Source organism: Bacillus sp. TSO22 (assembly GCF_020223595.1).
GTDB classification, from domain to species: Bacteria; Bacillota; Bacilli; order Bacillales; family Bacillaceae; genus Bacillus; species Bacillus inaquosorum.
In genome coordinates this window covers 368,041-390,114 of sequence record NZ_JAHAWO010000001.1, presented here as the reverse complement: position 1 = coordinate 390,114, position 22,074 = coordinate 368,041, and the positions used below count along the sequence as shown (strand labels likewise).

Genomic DNA, 22,074 nt, shown 5'->3' with positions numbered 1-22,074 from the left:
TTGGTCTGTTAGTAAGACTTGCTAGTGAACTATTCCGCCATGTGTGTTTACACCTTCAAGAATTTTAGGACAGGTGTATCTATACATGGCTTTTTTGACTTCTTGAAAGAAAGATGGAGGGGAATATGAAGATGATGGACGTTAAGTCGATCAATGTCCGTGTAGACGGAACAGAAATTCAAGCACGAGCAGGGGCCACAATTTTAGATATTTTAAATGAAAACGGGATTGAGTACCCGCAGATTTGCCACGTTCCAGAGGTTGACCCGATTCAAACTTGTGATACATGTATTGTAGAGGCAAATGGCAAGCTGGTCCGTTCATGCTCTACTGTCGCAGAAAATGGAATGTCAATTGATCTTTCGGGCAATCGGGTGAAAGAGGCGCAAACCGAAGCGATGGACCGCCTTCTTGAAAATCACTTGCTGTATTGTACGGTTTGCGATAACAACAATGGGAACTGTACACTGCATAATACAGCGGAAATGATGGGGATCGAGCATCAAAAATACCCATACACGCCAAAAGAAGATCCGTCTTGCGCGGTTGATATGTCTCATCCGTTTTACCGCTATGACCCAAATCAATGTATTGCCTGCGGCCAGTGTGTTGAGGTGTGCCAAAACCTTCAGGTAAATGAAACACTTTCAATCGATTGGGAACGCGAACGCCCTCGCGTGATTTGGGATGAGGGAGTTCCGATCAATGAATCTTCTTGTGTCAGCTGCGGCCAGTGTGTCACAGTATGCCCATGTAATGCGCTGATGGAAAAATCAATGCTTGGGCAAGCAGGTTTTATGACTGGCATTAAAGAGGATGTCATGGAGCCGATGATTGATCTCGTGAAAAACGTTGAACCGGGGTACGGCAGCATTTTTGCCATTTCTGAAGTTGAAGCGGCAATGCGTGAAACGAGAACGAAAAAAACAAAAACTGTATGTACGTTCTGCGGTGTCGGTTGTTCTTTCGAAGTCTGGACAAAAGGACGGGATATTTTAAAGATCCAGCCTGTTTCTGACGCTCCGGTTAACGCGATTTCTACATGTGTGAAAGGAAAATTCGGCTGGGATTTCGTCAATTCTGAAGAACGGATCACAAAACCTTTAATCCGTAAAAACGGGGCTTTTGTTGAATCTTCTTGGGAAGAAGCCCTCGATCTTGTCGCAAGCAGATTAGGATCGATTAAAGAGCAGTACGGCAAAGGCTCTGTCGGGTTTATTTCTTCTTCTAAAATTACGAATGAAGAAAACTATGTCATTCAAAAATTAGCGCGTCAGGTCTTTGAAACAAACAACGTCGATAACTGCTCACGCTACTGCCAGTCTCCTGCCACAGACGGATTGTTCCGCACTGTCGGCATGGGCGGTGACGCCGGCACGATTAAAGATATTGCCAAAGCCGGTCTCGTCATCATTGTCGGCGCCAATCCGGCGGAAGGACATCCCGTGCTTGCAACACGTGTCAAACGGGCACACAAGCTCCACGGTCAAAAACTGATCGTTGCCGACCTGCGTAAAAATGAGATGGCTGAGCGGTCTGATTTGTTCATCAGCCCTAAACAAGGCACAGACCAAGTTTGGCTGATGGCTGTTACGAAATATATGATCGACCAAGGCTGGCACGATCAGGCGTTTATTGATGAAAACGTGAATTACTTTGAAGATTATAAAGAAACGCTTAAAACCTATACGCTTGATTATGCGGAACGCATCACAGGCCTTCCAAAAGAAAATATCATTCGAATAGCCGAAATGATTCGTGACGCTGACGGCACTTGTGTCCTTTGGGGAATGGGTGTCACACAAAATACAGGCGGTTCTGATACGTCAGCAGCGATTTCAAACCTGCTTCTCGCTACGGGCAACTATCGCCGTCCGGGTGCCGGCGCTTATCCTCTGCGCGGACACAATAACGTGCAAGGCGCTTGCGATATGGGAACATTGCCTGGCTGGCTGCCGGGATATCAGCATATTACAGATGACAATGCCCGCGCTAAATTTGAAGAGGCTTATGGTGTCAAGATTGACGGAAAGCCTGGTTTAGATAATATTCAAATGCTTCATGCCATTGAAGAAGGCAAAATGAAGGCTATGTATCTTGTCGGCGAGGATATGGCACTTGTCGATTCAAACGCAAACCATGTGCATGATATTTTATCAAGCCTTGATTTCTTCGTGGTGCAGGACATCTTCCTGTCAAGAACAGCTCAATATGCCGATGTCGTCTTGCCAGCCACTCCTTCACTTGAGAAAGACGGAACATTTACCAATACAGAACGCCGTGTGCAGCGATTATATCAGGCGCTTCCGACGCTTGGTGACGCGAAACCGGACTGGTGGATTATTCAAGAGGTGGCAAACCGCTTAGGAGCGAACTGGAATTACAGCCATCCAAGTGACATTTTCTCAGAAATGGCGAGCCTTTCACCTCTGTTTGGTAAAGCAAGCTATGAGGTGCTTGAAGGCTGGAACAGCTTCCTATGGGGCAGCTACTCAGGTGAAAGCACACCGCTTCTGTATGAAGACGGGTTTAATTTCCCTGACAAAAAAGCCCGCTTTGCCCTTTCTGATTGGACTGAGCCAGCGGCATTTCCTGAAGAATATGATCTTCATATCAATAACGGCCGGATGCTGGAGCATTTCCATGAAGGAAATATGACAAATAAATCGAAAGGCATTCAAGCAAAAGTGCCGAATGTATTCGTTGAAATCTCGCCTGAGCTTGCACAGGAGCGAGGGGTTTGTGACGGTTCGCTTGTACGGCTCGTTTCTCCGTTCGGAGCAGTCAAATTAAACGCGCTGGTCACAGACCGTGTGCGGAAAAATGAACTCTATCTGCCAATGAACTCAACAGACAAGGAGTCAGCGATTAACTTCCTGACGGGGCCTGCAGCTGATAAACGGACGAACACGCCTGCTTATAAACAGACAAAGGTCCGCATGGAGGTGCTTGGAGGCTGTGAAACAGCGCCGCTTCCGAAAACAAATCCGCGCAACAAAAAACGGCACCCGCAAAACGGGGGCGAAGCAGAAAGAAAATGGAACCGTCCGGGCTATGTCCATCTGACTGATTAAACGAAAGGAGGAAAACGAATGGCCACTCCGATTACGACGATCAAAAAAGAAACAAAAACACCAGAACAAATCAAGCTTGAAAAAATAGAAGAGCTGAAAGAGCTGCTGGCGGAAAATGAGGATGCCGTCTCAAAAACGATGACATTAATGAATGAACTCAATGAACTTGGAATCTTTGACGCAGCAACAAGCATGCTGAGAGCGAAGGAAGACATCGCCAAGATTGCACTTGGCCAAGTTTCACGTGAGCCTGTCACCAATCTCATTAACACGATGATGGCCGCCGGAGGCGCATTAACTAAAGCCGATCCAGAGTTTACAGGAAAGCTTTTAGAAAGCGTGATGGCTGGTACTGAACAGGCGCAGAGCTTTTTAAAAGAAGACAAGAAAGTCGGGATTCTCGACCTTTTAAAAGCAATGAACGATCCTGATATCAACAGAGCCGTCGGCTTCGGCCTTCAGTTTTTAAAAGGCATGGGAAAAGAACTGCAAGAAAAATAACAAAAAACAGCCATCGCTGAGTTGATGGCTGTTTTTTATTCGTCGGCTTCTTCCAAACGCTTCTTGTAAATCAATGAACGATCAGCGCAAAAGAAAGCACCGGCTAAAAATACGCAGTCCGCTAAAAACATCGTCGATTTCTGCCCTAACGTTAAGCCTTGATCGGGGAGAACTGCGCCTATATATAAAAAAGTGCTGACTGCAAGCAATGTAAAAGCAAAATGCTTGTAGTCTTCTTTTAAAGATTTCATTCTATTTTTGTTCAAAAGAATCACCTGCCAGATTCATAGTATACGACTATTATAATATAATCTGGCAGCTTACAGAGAAAGTAATTCTATCCATTTGTTATACATTTTTAAGCGCTTGCTCGATATCTTCCAGCAAATCTTCCGCATCTTCAATCCCTACAGAAATTCTGATTAAGCCGTCCGTAATGCCGAGCTCAAGCCGGCGTTCTCTCGGAATAGAGGCATGTGTCATTCTTGCCGGAACAGAAATTAAGCTTTCTACCGCGCCCAGGCTTTCAGCAATGGTAAACAGTTTCAGATTTCCTAAAAACGCATCAACTCGCTCTTCACTGCCGATATCAAAGGAGATCATGCCGCCGAAGCCAGATCCTTGAGTTTTTGCGAGCTCGTGTCCGGGATGATTTGAAGAACCAGGATAATATAACGTTTGGACAGCAGAGTGATTCTCAAGAAAACTTGCGATTTTCCGCGCGTTTTGATCGATCGCTTCCATTCTGAGTCCCAATGTTTTGATTCCTCTCATTAACAGCCAGGAATCTTGAGGGCCAAGCACGCCGCCTGTGGAGTTTTGCACAAAATGAAGCTCTTCCCCAAGCTCTTTTGAAGCTGTCACAACTAAACCGCCGACGACATCACTGTGTCCGCCAAGATATTTTGTCGCACTGTGAAGCACGATATCAGCTCCTAAAGTAAGTGGCTGCTGAAAATAAGGGGTGTTAAAGGTATTGTCTACGATAAGCAGAACACCGGCTTTTTTTGCGATATCAGCCATGAGCGACAGATCGGTGATTTTGAGCAGCGGGTTTGTCGGTGTTTCAATATAAATCGCTTTCGTGTTAGGGCGAATCGCTTTTTCCACTTCTTCTCTGCTGCTTGTATCGACAAATGTTGATTCAATGCCAAGACGATTGAGCACCTTTGTCATTACGCGGTATGTTCCGCCGTACACATCATCAGTCAACACGACATGATCTCCGCTGTTAAACAGCATCATAACTGCTGTAATGGCAGCCATTCCAGAACTGAACGCATAACCTGCTTCCCCGCCTTCCAGCTCTGTCACAAGTGCCTCGAGAGCGGTTCTAGTCGGATTGGCCGTTCTTGAATACTCATAGCCTGTATGCTGCCCTGCTTTCGGCTGCTTGTACGTGCTTACTTGATAAATAGGCACAGAAACCGCGCCTGTTTTCTCATCACCTGTGATTCCGCCGTGAATCATCAATGTTTTTTTCTTCATATCAGATGCCTCCTTCATATATTTGTTTACTGATATATCGATCGCTGCTGTCAGGGAATACTGTGACAATGTTTGTTCCTGCGGCTGCTTTTTTCGCTTCCTCCAATGCTGCATAAAGCGCTGCACCTGAAGAGCTTCCGATCAGCAGACCTTCTTTTTCTGCCGCTTCTTTCACAAGTCTAAACGCATTCTCATCTGTTACAGTGTAGATCTCATCAAAATGGCTTTCATTCATATAGTCGGGGATAAACTCCATGCCGATGCCTTCTGTTTTATGAGCGTGAGGCTCTCCTCCGTTTAAAATGGAGCCTTCCGGTTCGACAATCACTGTTTTGACTGCTGGATTTTTTTCTTTCAAGAAAGAAGCAGTTCCTGCGAATGTGCCTCCTGATCCTGCCCCTGCGACAAACGTATGGATATTGCCGTCTAACGCTTCCCATATTTCAGGTCCAAGCGTCTTGTAGTAAGTCGATGGATTTACTCGGTTTTTAAATTGCAAAACGCAATAAGAATTTTCAATTTCAGTCTCCAGCTGCATGGCTTTTTGAATGGCTCCCTGCATTCCGTCTTGACGCGGTGTATGAATGATTGATGCTCCAAGCGCTTGCATAATTTGCTGTTTCTCTGTACTGAAATGTTCAGGGACACAGAAAATCGCTTTTAACCCATATTTTCTGGCACTCAGCGCAAGGCCGATTCCTGTATTGCCTGCCGTAGCTTCTATAATTACTCCGCCAGGATTCACCTTGCCTGAATCCAGCGCGTCACGGATCAGCATATCTCCCAGTCTGTCTTTAATGCTTCCGCCGGGATTCATCATTTCAAGCTTGGCATACACTGCGACTCCTTCAGGAACATCAAAGTTCTTCAGGCGGAGAAGCGGTGTATTCCCAATCAGCTCGGTAATGTCCGTAATGACAGTCATATATGTCCTCCTCCTTGATAGAGGTTGTTTTTAGGGAAAACGGAGGAGAACTCTCCCCCGTTTTAATGAATTCGTTTGATCACCTTTAACACAAGCTCTGTTGAATTGACAGCTGCCTGCTCTAAAAATTGGTCAAATGATACATGTGATTCTTTTCCTGCGATATCGGATAACGCTCTGATGACGACAAACGGCGTTTTAAATTGATGGCACACTTGAGCTACTGCCGCAGCCTCCATTTCAACCGCGTACAGATCAGAAAATCTCGCGCGCACTTCTTCAACCCGCTTCGGATCGTTCATGAAAGAATCGCCTGTTGCAATCGTTCCTTTTGCAACCTGAATGCCGTCGAGTTCAGAAATTGCTTCTTCAGTGATGCTGATCAGCTTTTCGTCCGCGGCATAAGCAGCCGGAAGACCCGGCACCTGCCCGTATTCATAGTCAAAGGCCGTTACATCTACATCATGGTGGCGAACATCAGTGGAAATGACGACATCTCCTACATTCAATGTATGATGAAATCCGCCCGCTGAGCCTGTGTTAATGACATAATCAGGCTTGTAACGATCAAGCAAAAGCGTCGTGCTGATCGCAGCATTTACTTTTCCAATTCCTGATTTTAAAAGAATCACTTCGGTTCCTTCATATTCGCCTGTTGTAAATTCACAATGTGCGATTGTTTCTGTTTTTGCATGTTCAAGTTTGCTTCTTAGGATGGTGACTTCCTCTTCCATTGCTCCGATGACTGCTAGTTTCATCTATTCACATTCCCTTCACTTTACCGTTTGATCGCCTCCATTATCCACACGAAATCGTTGTGCTGAGTGAATTGGACTGCAAAACCTTCAGCTGTAAACATCTCTTTCAACGCATCCAATGTAGGATAATGCTCCGTCTCTAAATCATTTGCCAACTGATAGAAGCCTTGAGAACGTGCTTTATCAATAGCCTGTTGATATACTTGCACATCTTCAAAGACGGTATCGGCAAACACTATTTTATCATGCAAGTGAAGGTATTTGCCATATTGCTTTATGGCAGCCCGCTTTTCTTCGTCGGTCAAATGATGAAAAGCATATGAACTGACAATCGTGTCAGCTTGAAATGGCGGCTCAGGAAATGTCAGGAAGTCTCCGTCAACGAATTCTGCCCTGCCTGAAAGCTTGTCAGAAGCCAATTTGCGCATTGCGGGAGACGGTTCGATTCCAAATACAGATTTGCCCGCATCCAGCAGCTTGGCTGTCAAATTCCCGGTCCCCGGGCCAAATTCTAACACATGCGTTCCAGACCTGCTGACGATGGCATCAAGAATATCATCATAGCCTCTGAACGCTTCTTTATACTGAATATCAAAACCTTGTACTGTTTGATCATAAGTTGCTGCCCAATCTTCAAAGAGAGGGATAAATTCACGTCCCATATTTGTCACACTCCATATTTTATAATTCCTATAAGCATACTATGAATTAATGATGGAACAGTTCCTATCATACCACATCTTCTGGAAAGCAGGTACTAAAACACTTTGTGTATTTTATGCCATCTATATTGCGCGTTACCCGTCAAAAAGCTTATACTTCATATGACTTGTGAAAGCTGGAGGGTCGAGATATGAATTTTCAATTAGATCTGATAAAAGACAAAGTGGAATTTTTTGAAGCGGCTTCATTGCAGGAGCTTGAAAAGAAAATCAATACACAAATTGAAAACAATAAAGCCATCATGCTCCGGGTGAAATCTGTTTCACACCAAACCGCTGTGGCAGACGGAAGAATATTGTACAGCGCGGTTGTTCATTTCGCAGCTGAAGCCTAAAACAAAAGCAGCCGGTTCTAATCCGGCTGCTTTTGTTTATTTTAGTTTTTCTACTTTTGTCGGCTTCCAGCCTTTTTCATCAACCCATGTAATCGTGACTTGATATTTATCTCCAGTCGTCTTGTCTAAAATCTTGCCTTTGGCATCCTGCGGGCTGCCGTTATTTCCGAGCCAGAGCACCGTCATGTGATCTGTTGAGACACCCGTTGCATATGAAATGGCTTTAAGCATCTCAGCCCAGTCTTGTGAGCTTGAGTCATAAGTGGCGGCATGCTCGCCCGTCTGCTCAGTTCCGACTGCTTTCCAGTCAGGGTTTTCATACGTTTTTTCCACATCGCTTGATGAGCCGCCTTCTGTTACTTTTGCGTCTTTAAGCGGGTCGTCTGAGCTTGAGTCTGAATCAGAATCTGATTCATCACTTTTAGAAGAATCATCTTTTTTGGAATCTGAATCTGAGTCAGAAGACTTCTCAGAATCCTTTTCGCTGTCAGATGTATCTTTCTTGCTGTCTTTTATATCCTCATCCGATTTCTTTTCCGTCTTTCCTGAAGCCGGAGATTCCTGTTTTTGCGCCGTTTCAGAATCCTTGCTGACATCTTTGCTAGAAGGACTGTTAATGAATAGATTAGCTGCTACTACGACAATTAGTATGGATACGATTGCGATTAAAATGTTAAGCACTAAATTAGCTTTCCTGCGCTTATCACGGTTTTCATAACGAGATTGATTATTGCTCAATAATTCTGCACTCCTTTATCCCTCTTGGCTCAGCATATATTTTACCATGTGCTGAGAAGTTGTTCTATTTCTGATTGATTTCAATTTCGTGTACTTTTTTAACAATATCATAAAACACCGAATTTGTCAGAGCCTTATCCCCCGGTGTATCCATGTGTAAAACGACAAGAGCGTATTTCGGCTTATCCGCAGGAAAATATCCGGCAAACCATTTTTCATAAAGCGTTTCTTTCTCTTTTGAAAGCTTGCCTGTCTGGGCTGTGCCTGACTTCCCTGCTACAGTATACGGAAGATCCTGAAACCTTCTGCCCGTTCCGGAAGGAGATTCCACCACCCGCCGCAGCATTTTTTGAAGCTGCTGTGCCGTATATTTGTCTATCGTTTCTCCTTTGAGCTTCTGGTCTTTAAACTTGACGAGCGTTGTGCCGTTTTTATATTCAATCTGTTCAGCGATTTTCACCTGCCGCTTTTCTCCGCCGCGGGCGATCGTTGCCATCATATTGGCTACCTCGAGCGGCGTTACCTTTACATTTTTCTGCCCGATTGCTGTTTGCGCAATGGCTTTTTTGACTGATTTGTCTTTTTCATCCCCCCAAATCACGCCGCTTTTTTCGTTATACAACTGGCGGAAATCTGTTTCGTGATACAGTTTTCCTTCCCAGCCTGCCCGATCAGTGAGAGCCAGCTTTTCGGACATGTCTTCAATAACTGAGCTGTCTTTTTTCATTAATTGTTCAGCAAGACTCGTAAATGTGTAATTGCAGCTTTGGGCAAAACTTTCATCAAAAGACAAGGTTCCTTTGTCGTCGCCCGGTTCCCCGTACAGGTTTAAATTGCAATTAAAGGTTTGGCTCGGCTTCGCTGTATCATTTTCGATCGCAGCTGCGGCAATGACTGTTTTAAAAACAGAGCCGGGATAGATTGGCGTCAGCATGTAATTTTGAAGCGTGTTTTGCTGAGACACATCGGCATCCGGTTTGCTTACAATTCCCAGAACACTGCTATTTTCGATGTCCAGCAGCACGGCTCCTCCTTTTTTCAGCCCCTGTTTATCCAATACCTCCTCCATCGCTTTTTGAAAGCTTTGGTCGATCGTTGTTTTGACCTGGAGCGGATAAAACGTATTGGCTTCAGCTGTGTATTTGACGTCCATGCCAAACAAAGGGTTTCCTTTTCCGTCCACATGATATAAAAGTTTTGTGTCTTGTTCCGGAAGCAAAAACTCATCAAATGTCCGTTCTAATCCGGTAGTTCCGATTTCCGTTGTAACCGGAAGGCTCTCCTTATCAGGATATTTCCTGCGGAGAAGCGCCGGATCTTGATTCGTGCTCCCGATCGTATGTGAAGCAAGGCTGGGCTTGTCTTCATTCTCCATATATACGCCGTAAATTCCGGGATATTTCAAAGAATTGATTTTTGTGATGGATTGTTTCGAAAGTGTTTTGATTTTCTTTTGCTGCAAAATGACCGGTTTTTTTGCCTTTGCGAGTGTCTGGTGCAGTTCATCTTCAGACATGCCAAGGATGTCTGCAACCTTTTTGATCGGCCAATCCTGCGTCAGCAGAAAAGGGAACAAAACAACCGCAGGCTCACTTTTGCCGGTCAGCGCCTGCCCGTTTCGATCTAAAAAGGAACCTCTTCCATCAGAAATGAGCACTTCCTCCGTCCGTTGTTTCACGCTTTCTTGGATCAAATTGATTTTCTTTTTAGAAAATGATTCTGTGAAAAACAGCTGGATTTCCGCCAGCCTTAGCAGAAGGAAAAAAAACACGATCAAAAAAGCGATGACTGTCAGCTTCATTCGTTTCGATATCTTCATAAAAAAACACCTCACCCACATTGTGGACGAGGTGTTTCTTTGCTAAACGGATGTTATGAAATTTTCACAATTTTCACGAGCATTTCTCCGCCCGGTGTTTGAACTGTCACTTCATCATCTACTTTTTTGCCCAGCAGGCTTTTGGCGATTGGTGAATCGTTTGAGATTTTTCCTTCAAACGGATCAGCTTCAGCGCTTCCAACAATTGTATAGGATTCTTCGTCACCGTCAGGCAGTTCGACGAAAGTGACCGTTTTACCTAAACCGACAACGTTAGAGCCGCCGTCATCTTCAATGATTTTCGCATTGCGGATCATATTTTCAAGAGTCGTCACACGGCCCTCTACGAATGCCTGCTCTTCTTTTGCTGAATCGTATTCAGAGTTCTCGGAAAGGTCTCCGAAGCTTCTCGCAATTTTGATGCGCTCTACTACTTCTTTTCGTTTAACCGTTTTCAAATATTCTAATTCTTGTTCAAGTTTTTGTTTTCCTTCTGCAGTCATAGGAAAAACTTTCTCTTGTGCCATGTCCCTTCACTCCTTCTGGTTGTCCCTCAACATCTTCGATTATGTATGAGAGCATAAACTAAAAAATACAAGAATGAGAACACAGGGCAGTCCTCGTTCTTCTCTCCCATATAGGTACTGTTTATCTTAAACTGAATCTTGTCGTTCTGCAAATATTTCGCGTTTATAAACAGGGAAAGAAGGGAATTCGCACATTCCCTTCCTACCTATACATAATATGGTCAGAGTTATTTATGTCTATGCTATGGTATTACAAAATCGCGTTTTGTTCAAGAATGGTTTGGATTTTTGTGACCATCAGATCAATTGCGACGTGATTCTGTCCGCCTTCCGGGATAATAATATCAGCGTATCGTTTCGTCGGCTCGACAAATTGGTTATGCATCGGGCGGACAACTGACACATATTGTTCAATAACAGAATCAATAGAGCGGCCGCGCTCATTAATATCTCTCATAATCCGTCTGATGATACGCAAGTCAGCGTCTGTATCAACGTAAAGCTTGATATCCATCAGATCACGGAGCCTTTTGTCTTCAAGAACAAGAATGCCTTCAAGGATAATAACATCCTTGGGCTCTACGTGAACCGTTTCTTCTGAACGTGTGTGAAGCTTATAGTCGTAAATCGGCTTTTCAATCGGACGGTAATTCAATAGATCCTGAATATGCTCGATTAAATAGTCATTATCAAACGCAAGCGGATGATCATAGTTTGTGTTCAGCCTTTCTTCAAATGGAAGATGGCTTTGGTCTTTATAATAAAGGTCTTGTTGGATCATTAAAATCGAGTGTCCTTTAAATTGTTCATAAATTGACCGTGTGACACTCGTTTTTCCTGAACCGGAACCTCCTGCGATTCCAATGACTACTGGATTCTTACCCATGGGTGTTACTTCCCCTTTCTCATCATGTTGCTCGGATAAATCTTTTTGTCTAGTTTGAATTTGACAATTTGCAGGGGATGGCGGGCAGCATCTAGCTCATTTCCGTCTTCGTCCCAAATGGTTTCAATCGTGTGTGTAAAGTTTTCGATTTCCGGACCGAAAAATTCCACTTCGTCGCCTTTTTTGAAGAAATTGCGCTGCTGAAGCGTGACCATTTGTGTGTCTTCATCATAATTCAGCACTAAGCCGACAAAATCAAACGTCGTTTTTTTGGCATGCTCGCCGAACATTTGCTCTTCATAGCCTGGCGTTCCTTCAAAGAAAGCTGTCGCAGTGTCCCGGTTGGCGCACTTATCAAGCTCTTCAAGCCATTCTTTTTGAATCACAAAGTTATCCGGATCAGCACAATAAGCGTCAATTACTTTGCGGTATACGCTGACTACTGTTGCTACATAGTGAATTGATTTCATGCGACCTTCAATCTTTAAGCTGTCGATGCCCATTTCGATCATTTTCGGAATGGATTCAATCAGCTTCAAATCTTTCGGGCTCATCGCAAATGGCGCATCTTCTTCACCATACAAAGCAACGGCGTTAGCACCGTCTGTTTGATAGAGATCATAATCCCAGCGGCATGACTGGCAGCAGCCTCCGCGGTTGGAATCCCGCGCTGTCATGTGATTGCTCAGGACACAGCGGCCGGAATATGCGATGCACATCGCGCCGTGAATAAAGGATTCGATTTCGATATCTACTTTTTCTTTCATTTCTCTGATTTCGAGTGCGCTTGTTTCACGTGCCAGCACGACGCGGTCAAGGCCTTCTTCCTTCCAGAACTGGACAGCCTTCCAGTTTGAAAGAGACTGCTGCGTGCTCAAGTGAACCTCAACATTCGGCGCCACTCTGCGGCATGTTTCGATAATAAGCGGATCTGCCACAATGATGCCGGCAACGTTGGCGTCTCCGAGCGCTTTTAAATATTCTTCAAGCCCGTCCATGTTTTCATTATGGGCGAAAATATTCGTCGTTACGTAGATCTTCGCGCCATATTGTTTCGCGAATTCAACGCCTTCTGCAATTTCTTCGATCGTAAAGTTATCGGCATTCGAGCGCAGCCCGTATTCCTGTCCCCCGATAAAGACCGCGTCCGCTCCGTAATGAACAGCAATTTTCAGCTTTTCAAGATTACCCGCAGGTGCGAGAAGCTCCGGCTTTTTCGTAATCACACGTTTACCATTGACGTTTGTGGATATTTTATCATTTACGGCAGTCATAGCTTAACCTCCTTTTGATTAATAAACCGTTTCTTTGAAGAAGAATCCGGTATCGATTTTTCTGTTAACTGGCTGGATGCTTTCAATGCGTTCAATCCAGTCTTCTTTTTTCGCTTCGTATTCGTCACGGTTTTCCACACACAGATCAATGGCTTCTCTGTACATTTTGGTGACTTCTATTAGGTATTCAGGCGTTTTCAGGACACCGTCGATTTTGAAAGAATCAATGCCTGCATCTATTAATTCTTCTAGCTCATCAATGATGCACACATCGTTCGGGCTCATAATGTGCGTTCCGTTTTCATCTTCGAAAATCGGATATTTGTTATCGCGTTCTTTATCGTGCAAAAACATGCCCGATTCTTTTTTCTTTCCTTCAATGTCCATGACTTTGCCTTGGTATTCAAAATAGTTTCCAATCAAAGAACGTTTCGATTGGAACATGCATGTCATTCCATGCACGTGGATTTCAATTTCGACTTCAGCGTTTTCTTTAATCTCCACAATGCTGTCCATATTTAACTCTCTGGCAAGCACAGAACGCGCCGCGCCTTTGCGTCCCCAGTAATTGCATGTATAGTAGTTGGTGCCTGTTGTTTCTGTGCTCCAATGAAGCTTCAGGCCAGGCGCAGATTCACGGGCAGCCATAAGCACGGCAGGATCGCCGAACACCGCTGCATCGACACCGGTTTCCGCTAAGAAAGCCAGATATTCGCCAAGCTCTCCCACTTTATCGTTATGGAAAATTGCATTTATAGCAACGTATACTTTTGCCCCTTCTTTGTGAGCGATCTCTACAGCTTTTGTTACATCTTCACGAGAAAATTCTCCGGCTAATCTCAAGCCGTATCTCTGTTCCCCAACTAAAAACGCAGTTGCCCCCGCCTGTATCAGCGGCAAAATGTCCGCTGTACTCGTCGGCGTCACTAAGAGCTCTGGTTTTTTCATGACGTTCACCTCTTCTTTTTACTAATCGCAAGTCCGTCCCCGACAGGAATAATCGCAGTTTGATAATCTGGATGATTCATCAGCCAATGATTATATTCATCAATTTTTGTTATCAGCCTGCGCCTTCTTTTCGGTTCTATTTTGCTGTAATCCTCTGCCACCAGACCTTTAAACAGCACGTTGTCTGTTATAATCACCCCGTCCGGTGAAAGCATCGGTTCATATAAATGAAAAAAGTTTTGATACTGACCTTTTGCAGCGTCAATAAAAATGACATCGTAAGGCGCGGTCACACGAACGGCGTCAGCTAATTCAAGCGCGTCTCCGTAAAAAACATGAATCCGGTCATCAAGCTGAAACTCCTTGATATTGTTTACCGCTTCTTCATGCCGTTTCTCATTGCGTTCAATTGTATATATTTCAGCAGACGGCAGCTCCAGCGCCATTCGAATGGCGGAATAACCAATGGCCGTTCCGATTTCTAGTATTTTTTTCGGCTGTTTCACAGACAAAATTTGAAGCAGTACCTCCATGCCCGCTTTTTCCATAATCGGGACATGATGTTCTTCTGCATATGCTTCAAGCTTCTTCACGTTTTCCGGCCGAGGCTTCAATAATGCTTCTATATAGTCATTTATTTGTTCATAGCGGTCAGTCACAACAAACAGCCTCCCGTTCTAAAAAGGAGTGCCCCAGTCTTTAACACAGGACACTCTCTGAATACATCATGATACATCGGTAAACAACCCGATATATTTTATCATAAAACCTTGCGGAAAGCGAACAAAAGGAGAGCTTTTTGCTCTCCTTTTATTTCTCATTTTTTGAGGAAATGTATTTTTCTTTTGCTTTATTATGTTCTTTTAGCGTTTTTGTAAATACAACCTCACCATTTGATTTGGCCAAGAAGTACAGATAGTCTGTTTTATCCGGATGCAGCGCCGCTTCCCATGACGACATGCCGGCGTTGGCAATCGGCCCTGGCGTCAGTCCCGTGTTTTTATACGTATTGTACGGTGATTCGATTTCCAGATCCTTATAAAGAACCCGGTCTTTATGCTTGCCTGCCGCGTATAGCACGGTCGGATCTGTTTGAAGCGGCATTTTCTCTTTCAGGCGGTTATAAAAGACGCTCGCAATTTTATGGCGATCGGCTTTTTCAGTTGCTTCTTCTTCAATTAAAGAAGCCATCGTCAGCAGCTTATGCACAGAAAGTTTATTTTTTTTCATTTCTGCTTTATAAGTTTCCACATAAGAGTTTGTCTGTTTGACCATTGCAGTAATAATGTCTTCAAGTGATGTATCCGGATCGTTAAAAGGGTATGTAGCCGGGAATAGGTACCCTTCCAGCGGATGGTTAATGTTTTTATTGAAAACATCGTTTGTAACAGTGTCCGGAAATTCTTTCTTCAGCTGATTGATAAATGTTTCATCGTCCAGCTTCGCTATGACTTGTTTTTTAGAGTATTTCGTTTCATCAGCAATAGCGGCTGCGATTTGTGTCAGCTGTTCTCCCTCAGTTACCGTGATTTGAAAGGCGTAGCCTGTAGCCCCGCTTGTCAGCTTATGAATAATGGCATCTAAATCCATTCCTTTATTCAGGTGATAGAATCCCGCCTGAAACCCGGAAGCACCTTTATATTTCACATAATACTGAAATGCCTTCTCGCTTTTTATGACATCGTTTTTCTTCAATATCGATGCGATGGCCGAAACAGACGATCCGCTCGGAATGTTAATATTAACTGTCGTTTTACTGTTTTCCTCAACAGGTTCAAGCAATGATTTCCCATATAAAAATGCCCCGCCAACGATGAGAAGCAGCACAATAATGGAAGACAGTATGATTCTTTTTTTATTTAAAAATGATTTTTTTTGCTGATTGATATACATTAGGTCTCCTCCCATCAGCTCTTATACTACATGATTCATTGTATTTCGGCAATTTATTACAAAAAAAGGGTGAAAGAGGCCTTCATACAGCAGAAAAAAAGCCGGAGCAGTATGGCTCCGGCTTTGGCGCGGTGTTTTATTCTTCGTCTTCGTCCGCTAAGAATGTGTTTAGTGTTTCTTCGATCATATCCCATTCCTCATCAGTTTCGATCGGGAATAGCTCACCGTTTTCACCGTCTTCGTTTGGCGTGAAGCTGGAAGCAAGAATTTCTACTTCTTCGTCATCTTTTGTTTCAATTGGGTAGTACAACACATAAGACTTGTCAAACTCTTCGTTTTCAAATGTAAACAGCACTTCACAAAGCTGTTCATTTCCTTGATCGTCAACAATTGTAATATTTTTTTCGCCGTGTTCCATTTTCTTCACCTCTGGCTTTAATTTAAGCTGTCGAGATATCCTTGCAATATCATAACAGCCGCCATTTTATCAATGACTTTTTTTCGTTTTTGCCTGCTGACATCAGCGGCAATCAGCATTTTTTCAGCCGCCATTGTGGTAAGACGCTCGTCCCACAGCACAACAGGAACATTGTACGTTGTTTCAAGCACTTTCGCAAATGTTTGGCTGGCTTCGCCTCTCGGCCCGACTGTTCCGTTCATGTTCTTAGGAAAGCCGAGCACGATTTTATCTATAGTATGGTCCTTTATCAGTTCAGATAAACGGGATAAACCATAATCGCCTTCCGCTTCATTTATCTTTATGGTCTCAATGCCTTGAGCAGTCCAGCCCATTTCATCGCTCAGAGCAACACCGAGTGTTTTGGTTCCTAAATCGAGTCCTAATATTCTCATTCTTTATTTACGCCTCTTTATGCTGTTCTAAATAAGACTTTACCAATTCCTCGATTAATTCGTCTCTTTCAAGTTTGCGAATTAAATTGCGAGCGTCACGATGCCTAGGAATATAAGCGGGATCACCTGACAGCAAGTATCCGACAATCTGATTGATTGGATTGTAGCCCTTTTCCTGAAGCGCGTCATACACTGTAATCAGCACCTCATTTACGTTAGTCTCAGCAGAATCATCGGAGAAATTAAATTTCATCGTTTTATCAAACGAGCTCACCGTTTTGCACCTCTTTCCCAAATTCGCAGGCAAAGTTCAGCCTGGGGTCCTAATCTTACCATCATTCTACACTACATGGGCAAATTATAAAACGGATTTTACCCAATCTTCTACAGAAGCCAAAGCTTCTTCTAATTTTTCCGGCTGTTTGCCGCCTGCCTGCGCCATATCCGGACGGCCTCCGCCGCCTCCGCCGCAAACTTCCGCAGCTTGTTTGACCAGCTTGCCGGCATGAAGGCCCTTCTCAATGAGATCCTTTGTGACTCCGGCAGAGATATTGACTTTATCATTTTGTACCGCACCAAGCACGATCACCGCAGAGCCAAGCTTTGCTTTCAGTTCATCCACCATTGTGCGGAGATGGTTCATGTCTTTCGCATTTACTTTTTCCGCAAGCACACTCACGCCGTCAACTTCTTTAACTTTTGACAGGATCGCTCCTGCTTCAACATTGCCGAGTTTCGCAAGAAGAGATTCATTTTCTCTTTGTGCATCCTTCAGTTCAGTCTGCAGAGCCGCAACCCGTTTCGGCACTTCTTTGATATTTGTTTTCAGCTCGTCAGCAGCCTGCTTCAATACTGAAATCTGGCTGTTCATTTCGACGTAAGCGCCTTGTCCTGTTACAGCTTCAATCCGTCTTGTACCTGCTCCGATTCCGGATTCAGAAACGATTTTAAACAGGCCAATTTCTGCTGTGTTTCTGACATGGCAGCCGCCGCACAGCTCTAAACTGTAATCTCCGACTTGAACGACCCGGACAATATCGCCGTATTTTTCGCCGAACAGAGCCATCGCGCCCATTTCTTTTGCTTCAGAGATCGGTTTCAAATCAATGCTGACCGGGATGCTCGCCCAGATCTTTTCGTTTACGATTCTTTCAATTTGTTCAAGCTCTTCTTTTGTCACTTGGCCAAAGTGTGAGAAGTCAAAACGAAGACGGTTTTCAGTCACAAGAGATCCTGCCTGATTGACATGAGTTCCAAGAACGTCTTTTAGTGCCTGATGCAATAAATGCGTTGCCGTATGGTTTTTAATGACGCCGCTTCTCATATGGTCTTCAACTTCAGCAGTAACATGCAGGCCTTTTTGAACAGTGCCGCTCTCCACAACACCTTCATGTACATGCTGGCCGTTCGGCGCTTTTTGCACATCTTTAATTCTCACCACTGCCTGTTCGCTGCGGAGATAGCCTTTATCGCCGATTTGGCCGCCGCTTTCTGCATAGAACGGGGTTTCATTAAGAATAATTTGAACGCTTTCTCCTTCATGAGCCTCTTCAATTAATTGGCCGTCCTGAAGAAGCACAATGACATTGGCATCAGCTTTTGTTTGAGAATAGCCGACAAATGTGCTTTCATCGGTCACGTCGCGCAATGCGCCGCCCTGCACCTGCATGCTGCCGACATCCTGGCGGGCGTTTCTTGCCCGTTCACGCTGCTGGTTCATTTCTTCTTCAAAGCCTTTATGGTCAACCGTCATGTTCTCGTCTTCTGCGTATTCTTCCGTCAGCTCAACTGGGAATCCATACGTGTCGTACAGCTTAAACACATCGGCACCTGAAATAACGCTGCTGCCCTTGTCTTTTTCTTTTTTGATCATTTCTGACAGGATAGCAAGCCCTTCATTAAGTGTTTCGTGGAAGCGCTCTTCCTCGGTTTTGATGACTTTTGCGATGAAATCCGCTTTTTCTTTCACTTCAGGATAGAAATCTGCCATGATTTCAGCGACAACCGGCACTAAATCGTACATGAACGGACGATGGATGTTGATCGTTTTGGCATAACGCACGGCCCGGCGCAATAAGCGTCTTAATACATAGCCGCGGCCTTCATTTGACGGAAGCGCCCCGTCACTGACAGCAAAGGCAACCGTTCTGATGTGGTCGGCAATCACTTTAAACGCAGTGTCCTTCACATTGTCTTTGCCGTATGTTTCACCAGAAATGGTTTCTGTTGCTTTGATGATCGGAACAAACAAATCGGTATCAAAGTTTGTCGGAACATTTTGGATGACAGATACCATTCTTTCAAGTCCCATGCCCGTATCAATGTTTTTCTTCGGAAGCGGCGTGTACGTGCCGTCAGGGTTATGGTTGAACTCAGAGAACACAAGGTTCCATACTTCTAAGTAACGGTCGTTTTCTCCGCCAGGATAAAGCTCCGGATCTTCTGGATCATTACCATATGCTTCACCGCGGTCGTAGAAGATTTCCGTGTTCGGTCCGCTCGGCCCTTCACCGATGTCCCAGAAGTTCCCTTCAAGACGGATAATTCTTTCTTCAGGAATACCGATTTTTTTCGCCCAGAACTCATACGCCTCTTCATCTTCAGGATGAACCGTAACAGAGAGAAGCTCTTTGTCGAAACCAATCCACTTGTCACTCGTTAAAAACTCCCAAGCCCATGTAATGGCTTCTTCTTTGAAATAATCGCCGATGGAAAAGTTTCCGAGCATTTCAAAGAATGTGTGATGGCGCGCAGTTTTACCTACATTTTCTATATCGTTTGTTCTGATCGCTTTTTGAGCGTTTACGATTCTTGGATTTTCCGGAACAACACGGCCGTCAAAATATTTTTTCAGCGTCGCAACACCGCTGTTGATCCAAAGCAGTGAAGGATCCTCATGAGGCACTAATGACGCGCTTGGCTCTACCGCATGTCCTTTTTCTTTAAAGAAATCCAAAAACATTTGACGCACTTCAGCAGAAGTTAAGTGTTTCATTGTATTTCCTCCTCTATAAAAATCGAAATTCTCTTCAGTGACAGCAAAAAAGCCCTCCCCCTATGCAAACCACACGTTTACACAGGGACGAGAGCTGTCTCGCGGTACCACCCTGATTACGGACATTATCATTCGCCCGTCACCTTTTACCCTGTAACGCAGGATGTGCGGCAGTGATTAACTGCACTCAGGATTAGCTTCCTCCGATCTTCTGATAAAGCTCCTTTCAGCTTGCGGAGCTTCTCTCTTTAACAGGGCTTCGGCGTACTCAGATCCGTCACTCGAGATTCGTATGTATTCTACGAGAAATTATAGACAAGCAGCACGCCAATGTCAATGCTCCGTCCTCATCCGCAAAAAATGGATCATCATCACTTTTAAAACAGCCGTCGCAGGAACAGCCAGAATCATTCCGACGATTCCCGCAAGCTCTCCCCCGGCAAGGAGCGCAAGCATGATGACGACAGGATGCATTTTAAGGCTTCTGCCCACAATGAACGGACTGAGGATATTCCCTTCCATAAACTGCAGAATAAATACTGTAATCACCACAACAAGTATTGCTTTCACTGAGATCGTCATTGCAATTAAAAGCGCAGGAACCGCTCCAATGAAAGGACCGAAATATGGTATGACATTCGTTATCCCAGAAATAAGTCCCAAGATCAGCGGATATGGAAGCCCAAATATCCAGAACGTAATGCCCGCCATCACGCCGAGAATCAAGCAGACCAGAAGCTGTCCGCGGATGTAATCGCCAAGGGAGTCATCCACATCCCGCAAGAAGTCGCTGCCCCGCTTTCTCCACGACTTCGGAGTCAAGTACCATACCGTTTTTTTCATCAACTCAATATCCTTTACCATATAAAACACGAGAAAAGGAATTGTTGCCGCTATTAAGAAATAATCAAGCACGTTGCGGATTCCGCTGATTGCACCCTCGATCGTTCCCGCGAAAAACGCCTCCGTCTGGCGGATCATTTTGTCTATACGATGATGCATGCCGTCAGGCCAGTCATCAGTATGGTTATGCACATGAAGAAGAAGCCCGTTGTACGTTTCGGCAAACATAGGTATATTTTCTGATAAATCCGTCAGCTGCACGATTAAAACAGGTACCCCTTTATACAGCGCCCAGCCAAGTCCGCCAAAAAAAAGAACATAAATCACCAAGATGCTCAAAGTCCTTGGTAATCCTTTGCTGTGCAGCCACTCCGTGACCGGAAGTAATAAATAAGAAATAAAAATGGAAATAATCAAGGGGATAAAGATCGTTTTTATAACGAGCCAAAAGGGCGACCATAACATATCAAGCATAAAAAAGACATAGACTGTTAACAGGACCAGCAAACAAATTGCCACCCATAACAAAAGCTGCACCGGTTTTTGAAGCATCTGCTTTCACCTCTTCTATATCTTTTGAGGTTTATAAGGAATTATTCTTTATGTTTCTTCAGTCGGTCAGAAGTCATGGACAATTTTTCACATTAAAATTTTCAGAAAAGTTTGACGTTTGAGGTTACAAATATGTATATTACTTTTGATTACATTAAAAGGTAGTTATTTTCAAACAACTTGTCTGAAGTTCTGATAGGAGGATTGCGATGATCACATTTCAAAATGTAAACAAGCATTACGGAGATTTTCACGTGTTAAAGCAAATTAATCTTCAAATCGAAAAAGGCGAAGTTGTTGTCATCATCGGCCCATCCGGCTCCGGTAAAAGCACATTGCTCAGATGCATCAACAGGCTGGAGACGATCAGTAAGGGGACGCTGACAGTAAACGGCACTGTCATTAACGACAGAAAAACTGACATTAATAAAGTGCGGCGGAACATCGGGATGGTATTTCAGCACTTTCATTTATATCCGCATAAAACAGTGATGCAAAATATCATGCTGGCGCCTGTAAAAGTGCTCGGACAATCACCTGAACAAGCAAAGGAAACGGCGCGTTATTACCTTGAAAAAGTCGGCATTCCAGACAAGGCTGACGCCTACCCTTCCCAGCTTTCTGGCGGACAGCAGCAACGTGTAGCCATCGCAAGAGGACTTGCGATGAAGCCGGAGGTCATGCTGTTTGACGAGCCGACATCAGCACTTGATCCCGAAATGATCGGCGAGGTGCTTGATGTCATGAAAACACTTGCGAAAGAAGGCATGACAATGGTTGTCGTGACGCACGAAATGGGGTTTGCCAAAGAAGTTGCCGACCGCATTGTCTTCATTGACGGAGGAAAAATTTTAGAAGAAGCAGCACCGGCTGAGTTTTACGCGAATCCGAAGGAAGAACGGGCCCGCTTATTCTTAAGCCGTATTTTAAATCATTAAAACAGA

General features: G+C 44.3%; 22 protein-coding genes. 4 read left to right on the top strand and 18 right to left on the bottom strand.

Going from position 1 to position 22,074, the window contains the following annotated elements:
- Positions 1-131 precede the first annotated feature (131 nt).
- The gene (gene fdhF, locus KHQ79_RS02025) at positions 132-3,074 is read left to right on the top strand and encodes a formate dehydrogenase subunit alpha (protein WP_225514116.1); all 2,943 of its coding nucleotides are present in this window, start codon (positions 132-134) and stop codon (positions 3,072-3,074) included.
- Positions 3,075-3,092: 18 nt separating this feature from the next.
- Positions 3,093-3,575 carry a helical membrane plugin domain-containing protein gene (locus KHQ79_RS02020; protein WP_225514115.1) on the top strand — a complete coding sequence of 161 codons (483 nt, stop codon included), beginning with the start codon at positions 3,093-3,095 and terminating at the stop codon, positions 3,573-3,575.
- Positions 3,576-3,610: 35 nt separating this feature from the next.
- Here the strand turns inward: KHQ79_RS02020 and KHQ79_RS02015 are convergent, their stop codons facing one another.
- From KHQ79_RS02015 to KHQ79_RS01995, 5 genes are all read right to left on the bottom strand, one after another.
- The gene (locus KHQ79_RS02015; RefSeq protein WP_003237358.1) at positions 3,611-3,841 is read right to left on the bottom strand and encodes a YrhC family protein; all 231 of its coding nucleotides are present in this window, start codon (positions 3,839-3,841) and stop codon (positions 3,611-3,613) included.
- A gap of 82 nt (positions 3,842-3,923) precedes the next feature.
- Positions 3,924-5,063 carry a bifunctional cystathionine gamma-lyase/homocysteine desulfhydrase gene (locus KHQ79_RS02010; protein WP_133486715.1) on the bottom strand — a complete coding sequence of 380 codons (1,140 nt, stop codon included), beginning with the start codon at positions 5,061-5,063 and terminating at the stop codon, positions 3,924-3,926.
- A gap of 1 nt (position 5,064) precedes the next feature.
- Positions 5,065-5,988 carry an O-acetylserine dependent cystathionine beta-synthase gene (locus tag KHQ79_RS02005; protein ID WP_133486713.1) on the bottom strand — a complete coding sequence of 308 codons (924 nt, stop codon included), beginning with the start codon at positions 5,986-5,988 and terminating at the stop codon, positions 5,065-5,067.
- 62 nt (positions 5,989-6,050) lie between these two features.
- A complete protein-coding gene (gene mtnN / locus KHQ79_RS02000) occupies positions 6,051-6,746 on the bottom strand; it encodes a 5'-methylthioadenosine/S-adenosylhomocysteine nucleosidase (RefSeq protein ID WP_019259023.1) in 696 nt (231 codons plus the stop codon).
- 20 nt (positions 6,747-6,766) lie between these two features.
- Complete coding sequence (locus KHQ79_RS01995; RefSeq protein WP_225514114.1) at positions 6,767-7,408, bottom strand: class I SAM-dependent DNA methyltransferase; 642 nt, start codon at positions 7,406-7,408, stop codon at positions 6,767-6,769.
- Between the two features lie 191 nt (positions 7,409-7,599).
- On the opposite strand from KHQ79_RS01995, the gene KHQ79_RS01990 reads away from it, so the two are divergent.
- On the top strand, positions 7,600-7,803 hold the full coding sequence (locus KHQ79_RS01990; RefSeq protein WP_003225924.1) for a YrzA family protein: 204 nt from the start codon (positions 7,600-7,602) through the stop codon (positions 7,801-7,803).
- 36 nt (positions 7,804-7,839) lie between these two features.
- On the opposite strand, the gene KHQ79_RS01985 is transcribed toward KHQ79_RS01990, so the two are convergent.
- The 13 genes from KHQ79_RS01985 to KHQ79_RS01925 all read right to left on the bottom strand — a co-directional run bounded on the left by KHQ79_RS01985 (position 7,840) and on the right by KHQ79_RS01925 (position 21,130).
- Positions 7,840-8,541 carry a YrrS family protein gene (locus KHQ79_RS01985; RefSeq protein WP_019259025.1) on the bottom strand — a complete coding sequence of 234 codons (702 nt, stop codon included), beginning with the start codon at positions 8,539-8,541 and terminating at the stop codon, positions 7,840-7,842.
- Between the two features lie 64 nt (positions 8,542-8,605).
- Positions 8,606-10,360 (bottom strand): peptidoglycan D,D-transpeptidase FtsI family protein, encoded by a 1,755-nt coding sequence (locus tag KHQ79_RS01980; protein WP_225514113.1) that lies wholly within the window; start codon positions 10,358-10,360, stop codon positions 8,606-8,608.
- A 53-nt stretch (positions 10,361-10,413) separates the two neighbouring features.
- Entirely contained in the window at positions 10,414-10,887 is a 474-nt protein-coding gene (gene greA, locus KHQ79_RS01975; RefSeq protein ID WP_003237373.1) for a transcription elongation factor GreA, read from the bottom strand.
- Positions 10,888-11,137: 250 nt separating this feature from the next.
- On the bottom strand, positions 11,138-11,773 hold the full coding sequence (gene udk / locus KHQ79_RS01970; RefSeq protein WP_003225916.1) for a uridine kinase: 636 nt from the start codon (positions 11,771-11,773) through the stop codon (positions 11,138-11,140).
- 5 nt (positions 11,774-11,778) lie between these two features.
- Positions 11,779-13,047, bottom strand: coding sequence for a peptidase U32 family protein (locus KHQ79_RS01965; RefSeq protein ID WP_225514112.1), 1,269 nt, complete (start codon positions 13,045-13,047; stop codon positions 11,779-11,781).
- Positions 13,048-13,065: 18 nt separating this feature from the next.
- Positions 13,066-13,995, bottom strand: a complete 930-nt coding sequence (locus KHQ79_RS01960) for a peptidase U32 family protein (protein WP_225514111.1) — start codon at positions 13,993-13,995, stop codon at positions 13,066-13,068.
- Between the two features lie 5 nt (positions 13,996-14,000).
- A complete protein-coding gene (locus tag KHQ79_RS01955) occupies positions 14,001-14,654 on the bottom strand; it encodes an O-methyltransferase (protein WP_133486702.1) in 654 nt (217 codons plus the stop codon).
- Positions 14,655-14,805: 151 nt separating this feature from the next.
- Complete coding sequence (gene mltG, locus KHQ79_RS01950) at positions 14,806-15,888, bottom strand: endolytic transglycosylase MltG (protein WP_225514110.1); 1,083 nt, start codon at positions 15,886-15,888, stop codon at positions 14,806-14,808.
- A gap of 136 nt (positions 15,889-16,024) precedes the next feature.
- Positions 16,025-16,306, bottom strand: coding sequence for a DUF1292 domain-containing protein (locus KHQ79_RS01945; RefSeq protein ID WP_003237470.1), 282 nt, complete (start codon positions 16,304-16,306; stop codon positions 16,025-16,027).
- Positions 16,307-16,323: 17 nt separating this feature from the next.
- A complete protein-coding gene (gene ruvX, locus KHQ79_RS01940) occupies positions 16,324-16,740 on the bottom strand; it encodes a Holliday junction resolvase RuvX (protein ID WP_003237472.1) in 417 nt (138 codons plus the stop codon).
- 7 nt (positions 16,741-16,747) lie between these two features.
- A complete protein-coding gene (locus KHQ79_RS01935; RefSeq protein ID WP_003225903.1) occupies positions 16,748-17,014 on the bottom strand; it encodes an IreB family regulatory phosphoprotein in 267 nt (88 codons plus the stop codon).
- A gap of 84 nt (positions 17,015-17,098) precedes the next feature.
- Entirely contained in the window at positions 17,099-19,735 is a 2,637-nt protein-coding gene (gene alaS, locus KHQ79_RS01930) for an alanine--tRNA ligase (RefSeq protein ID WP_225514109.1), read from the bottom strand.
- A gap of 333 nt (positions 19,736-20,068) precedes the next feature.
- Entirely contained in the window at positions 20,069-21,130 is a 1,062-nt protein-coding gene (locus KHQ79_RS01925) for an AI-2E family transporter (protein ID WP_019259031.1), read from the bottom strand.
- Positions 21,131-21,339: 209 nt separating this feature from the next.
- Between KHQ79_RS01925 and KHQ79_RS01920 the strand changes: the two genes are divergently transcribed.
- Positions 21,340-22,068: an amino acid ABC transporter ATP-binding protein gene (locus KHQ79_RS01920; protein ID WP_060399132.1), complete on the top strand. Its 729-nt coding sequence runs from the start codon at positions 21,340-21,342 to the stop codon at positions 22,066-22,068.
- Positions 22,069-22,074 lie beyond the last annotated feature (6 nt).

What these genes read in the sequence shown, in the direction of transcription:
- fdhF (WP_225514116.1), top strand. Translation starts at nt 132, where the DNA reads ATGATGGACGTTAAGTCGATCAATGTCCGTGTAGACGGAACAGAAATT.
- KHQ79_RS02020 (WP_225514115.1), top strand. Translation starts at nt 3,093, where the DNA reads ATGGCCACTCCGATTACGACGATCAAAAAAGAAACAAAAACACCAGAA.
- KHQ79_RS02010 (WP_133486715.1), bottom strand. Translation starts at nt 5,063, where the DNA reads ATGAAGAAAAAAACATTGATGATTCACGGCGGAATCACAGGTGATGAG.
- KHQ79_RS02005 (WP_133486713.1), bottom strand. Translation starts at nt 5,988, where the DNA reads ATGACTGTCATTACGGACATTACCGAGCTGATTGGGAATACACCGCTT.
- mtnN (WP_019259023.1), bottom strand. Translation starts at nt 6,746, where the DNA reads ATGAAACTAGCAGTCATCGGAGCAATGGAAGAGGAAGTCACCATCCTA.
- KHQ79_RS01995 (WP_225514114.1), bottom strand. Translation starts at nt 7,408, where the DNA reads ATGGGACGTGAATTTATCCCTCTCTTTGAAGATTGGGCAGCAACTTAT.
- KHQ79_RS01990 (WP_003225924.1), top strand. Translation starts at nt 7,600, where the DNA reads ATGAATTTTCAATTAGATCTGATAAAAGACAAAGTGGAATTTTTTGAA.
- KHQ79_RS01980 (WP_225514113.1), bottom strand. Translation starts at nt 10,360, where the DNA reads ATGAAGATATCGAAACGAATGAAGCTGACAGTCATCGCTTTTTTGATC.
- greA (WP_003237373.1), bottom strand. Translation starts at nt 10,887, where the DNA reads ATGGCACAAGAGAAAGTTTTTCCTATGACTGCAGAAGGAAAACAAAAA.
- udk (WP_003225916.1), bottom strand. Translation starts at nt 11,773, where the DNA reads ATGGGTAAGAATCCAGTAGTCATTGGAATCGCAGGAGGTTCCGGTTCA.
- KHQ79_RS01965 (WP_225514112.1), bottom strand. Translation starts at nt 13,047, where the DNA reads ATGACTGCCGTAAATGATAAAATATCCACAAACGTCAATGGTAAACGT.
- KHQ79_RS01960 (WP_225514111.1), bottom strand. Translation starts at nt 13,995, where the DNA reads ATGAAAAAACCAGAGCTCTTAGTGACGCCGACGAGTACAGCGGACATT.
- mltG (WP_225514110.1), bottom strand. Translation starts at nt 15,888, where the DNA reads ATGTATATCAATCAGCAAAAAAAATCATTTTTAAATAAAAAAAGAATC.
- KHQ79_RS01945 (WP_003237470.1), bottom strand. Translation starts at nt 16,306, where the DNA reads ATGGAACACGGCGAAAAAAATATTACAATTGTTGACGATCAAGGAAAT.
- ruvX (WP_003237472.1), bottom strand. Translation starts at nt 16,740, where the DNA reads ATGAGAATATTAGGACTCGATTTAGGAACCAAAACACTCGGTGTTGCT.
- alaS (WP_225514109.1), bottom strand. Translation starts at nt 19,735, where the DNA reads ATGAAACACTTAACTTCTGCTGAAGTGCGTCAAATGTTTTTGGATTTC.
- KHQ79_RS01925 (WP_019259031.1), bottom strand. Translation starts at nt 21,130, where the DNA reads ATGCTTCAAAAACCGGTGCAGCTTTTGTTATGGGTGGCAATTTGTTTG.
- KHQ79_RS01920 (WP_060399132.1), top strand. Translation starts at nt 21,340, where the DNA reads ATGATCACATTTCAAAATGTAAACAAGCATTACGGAGATTTTCACGTG.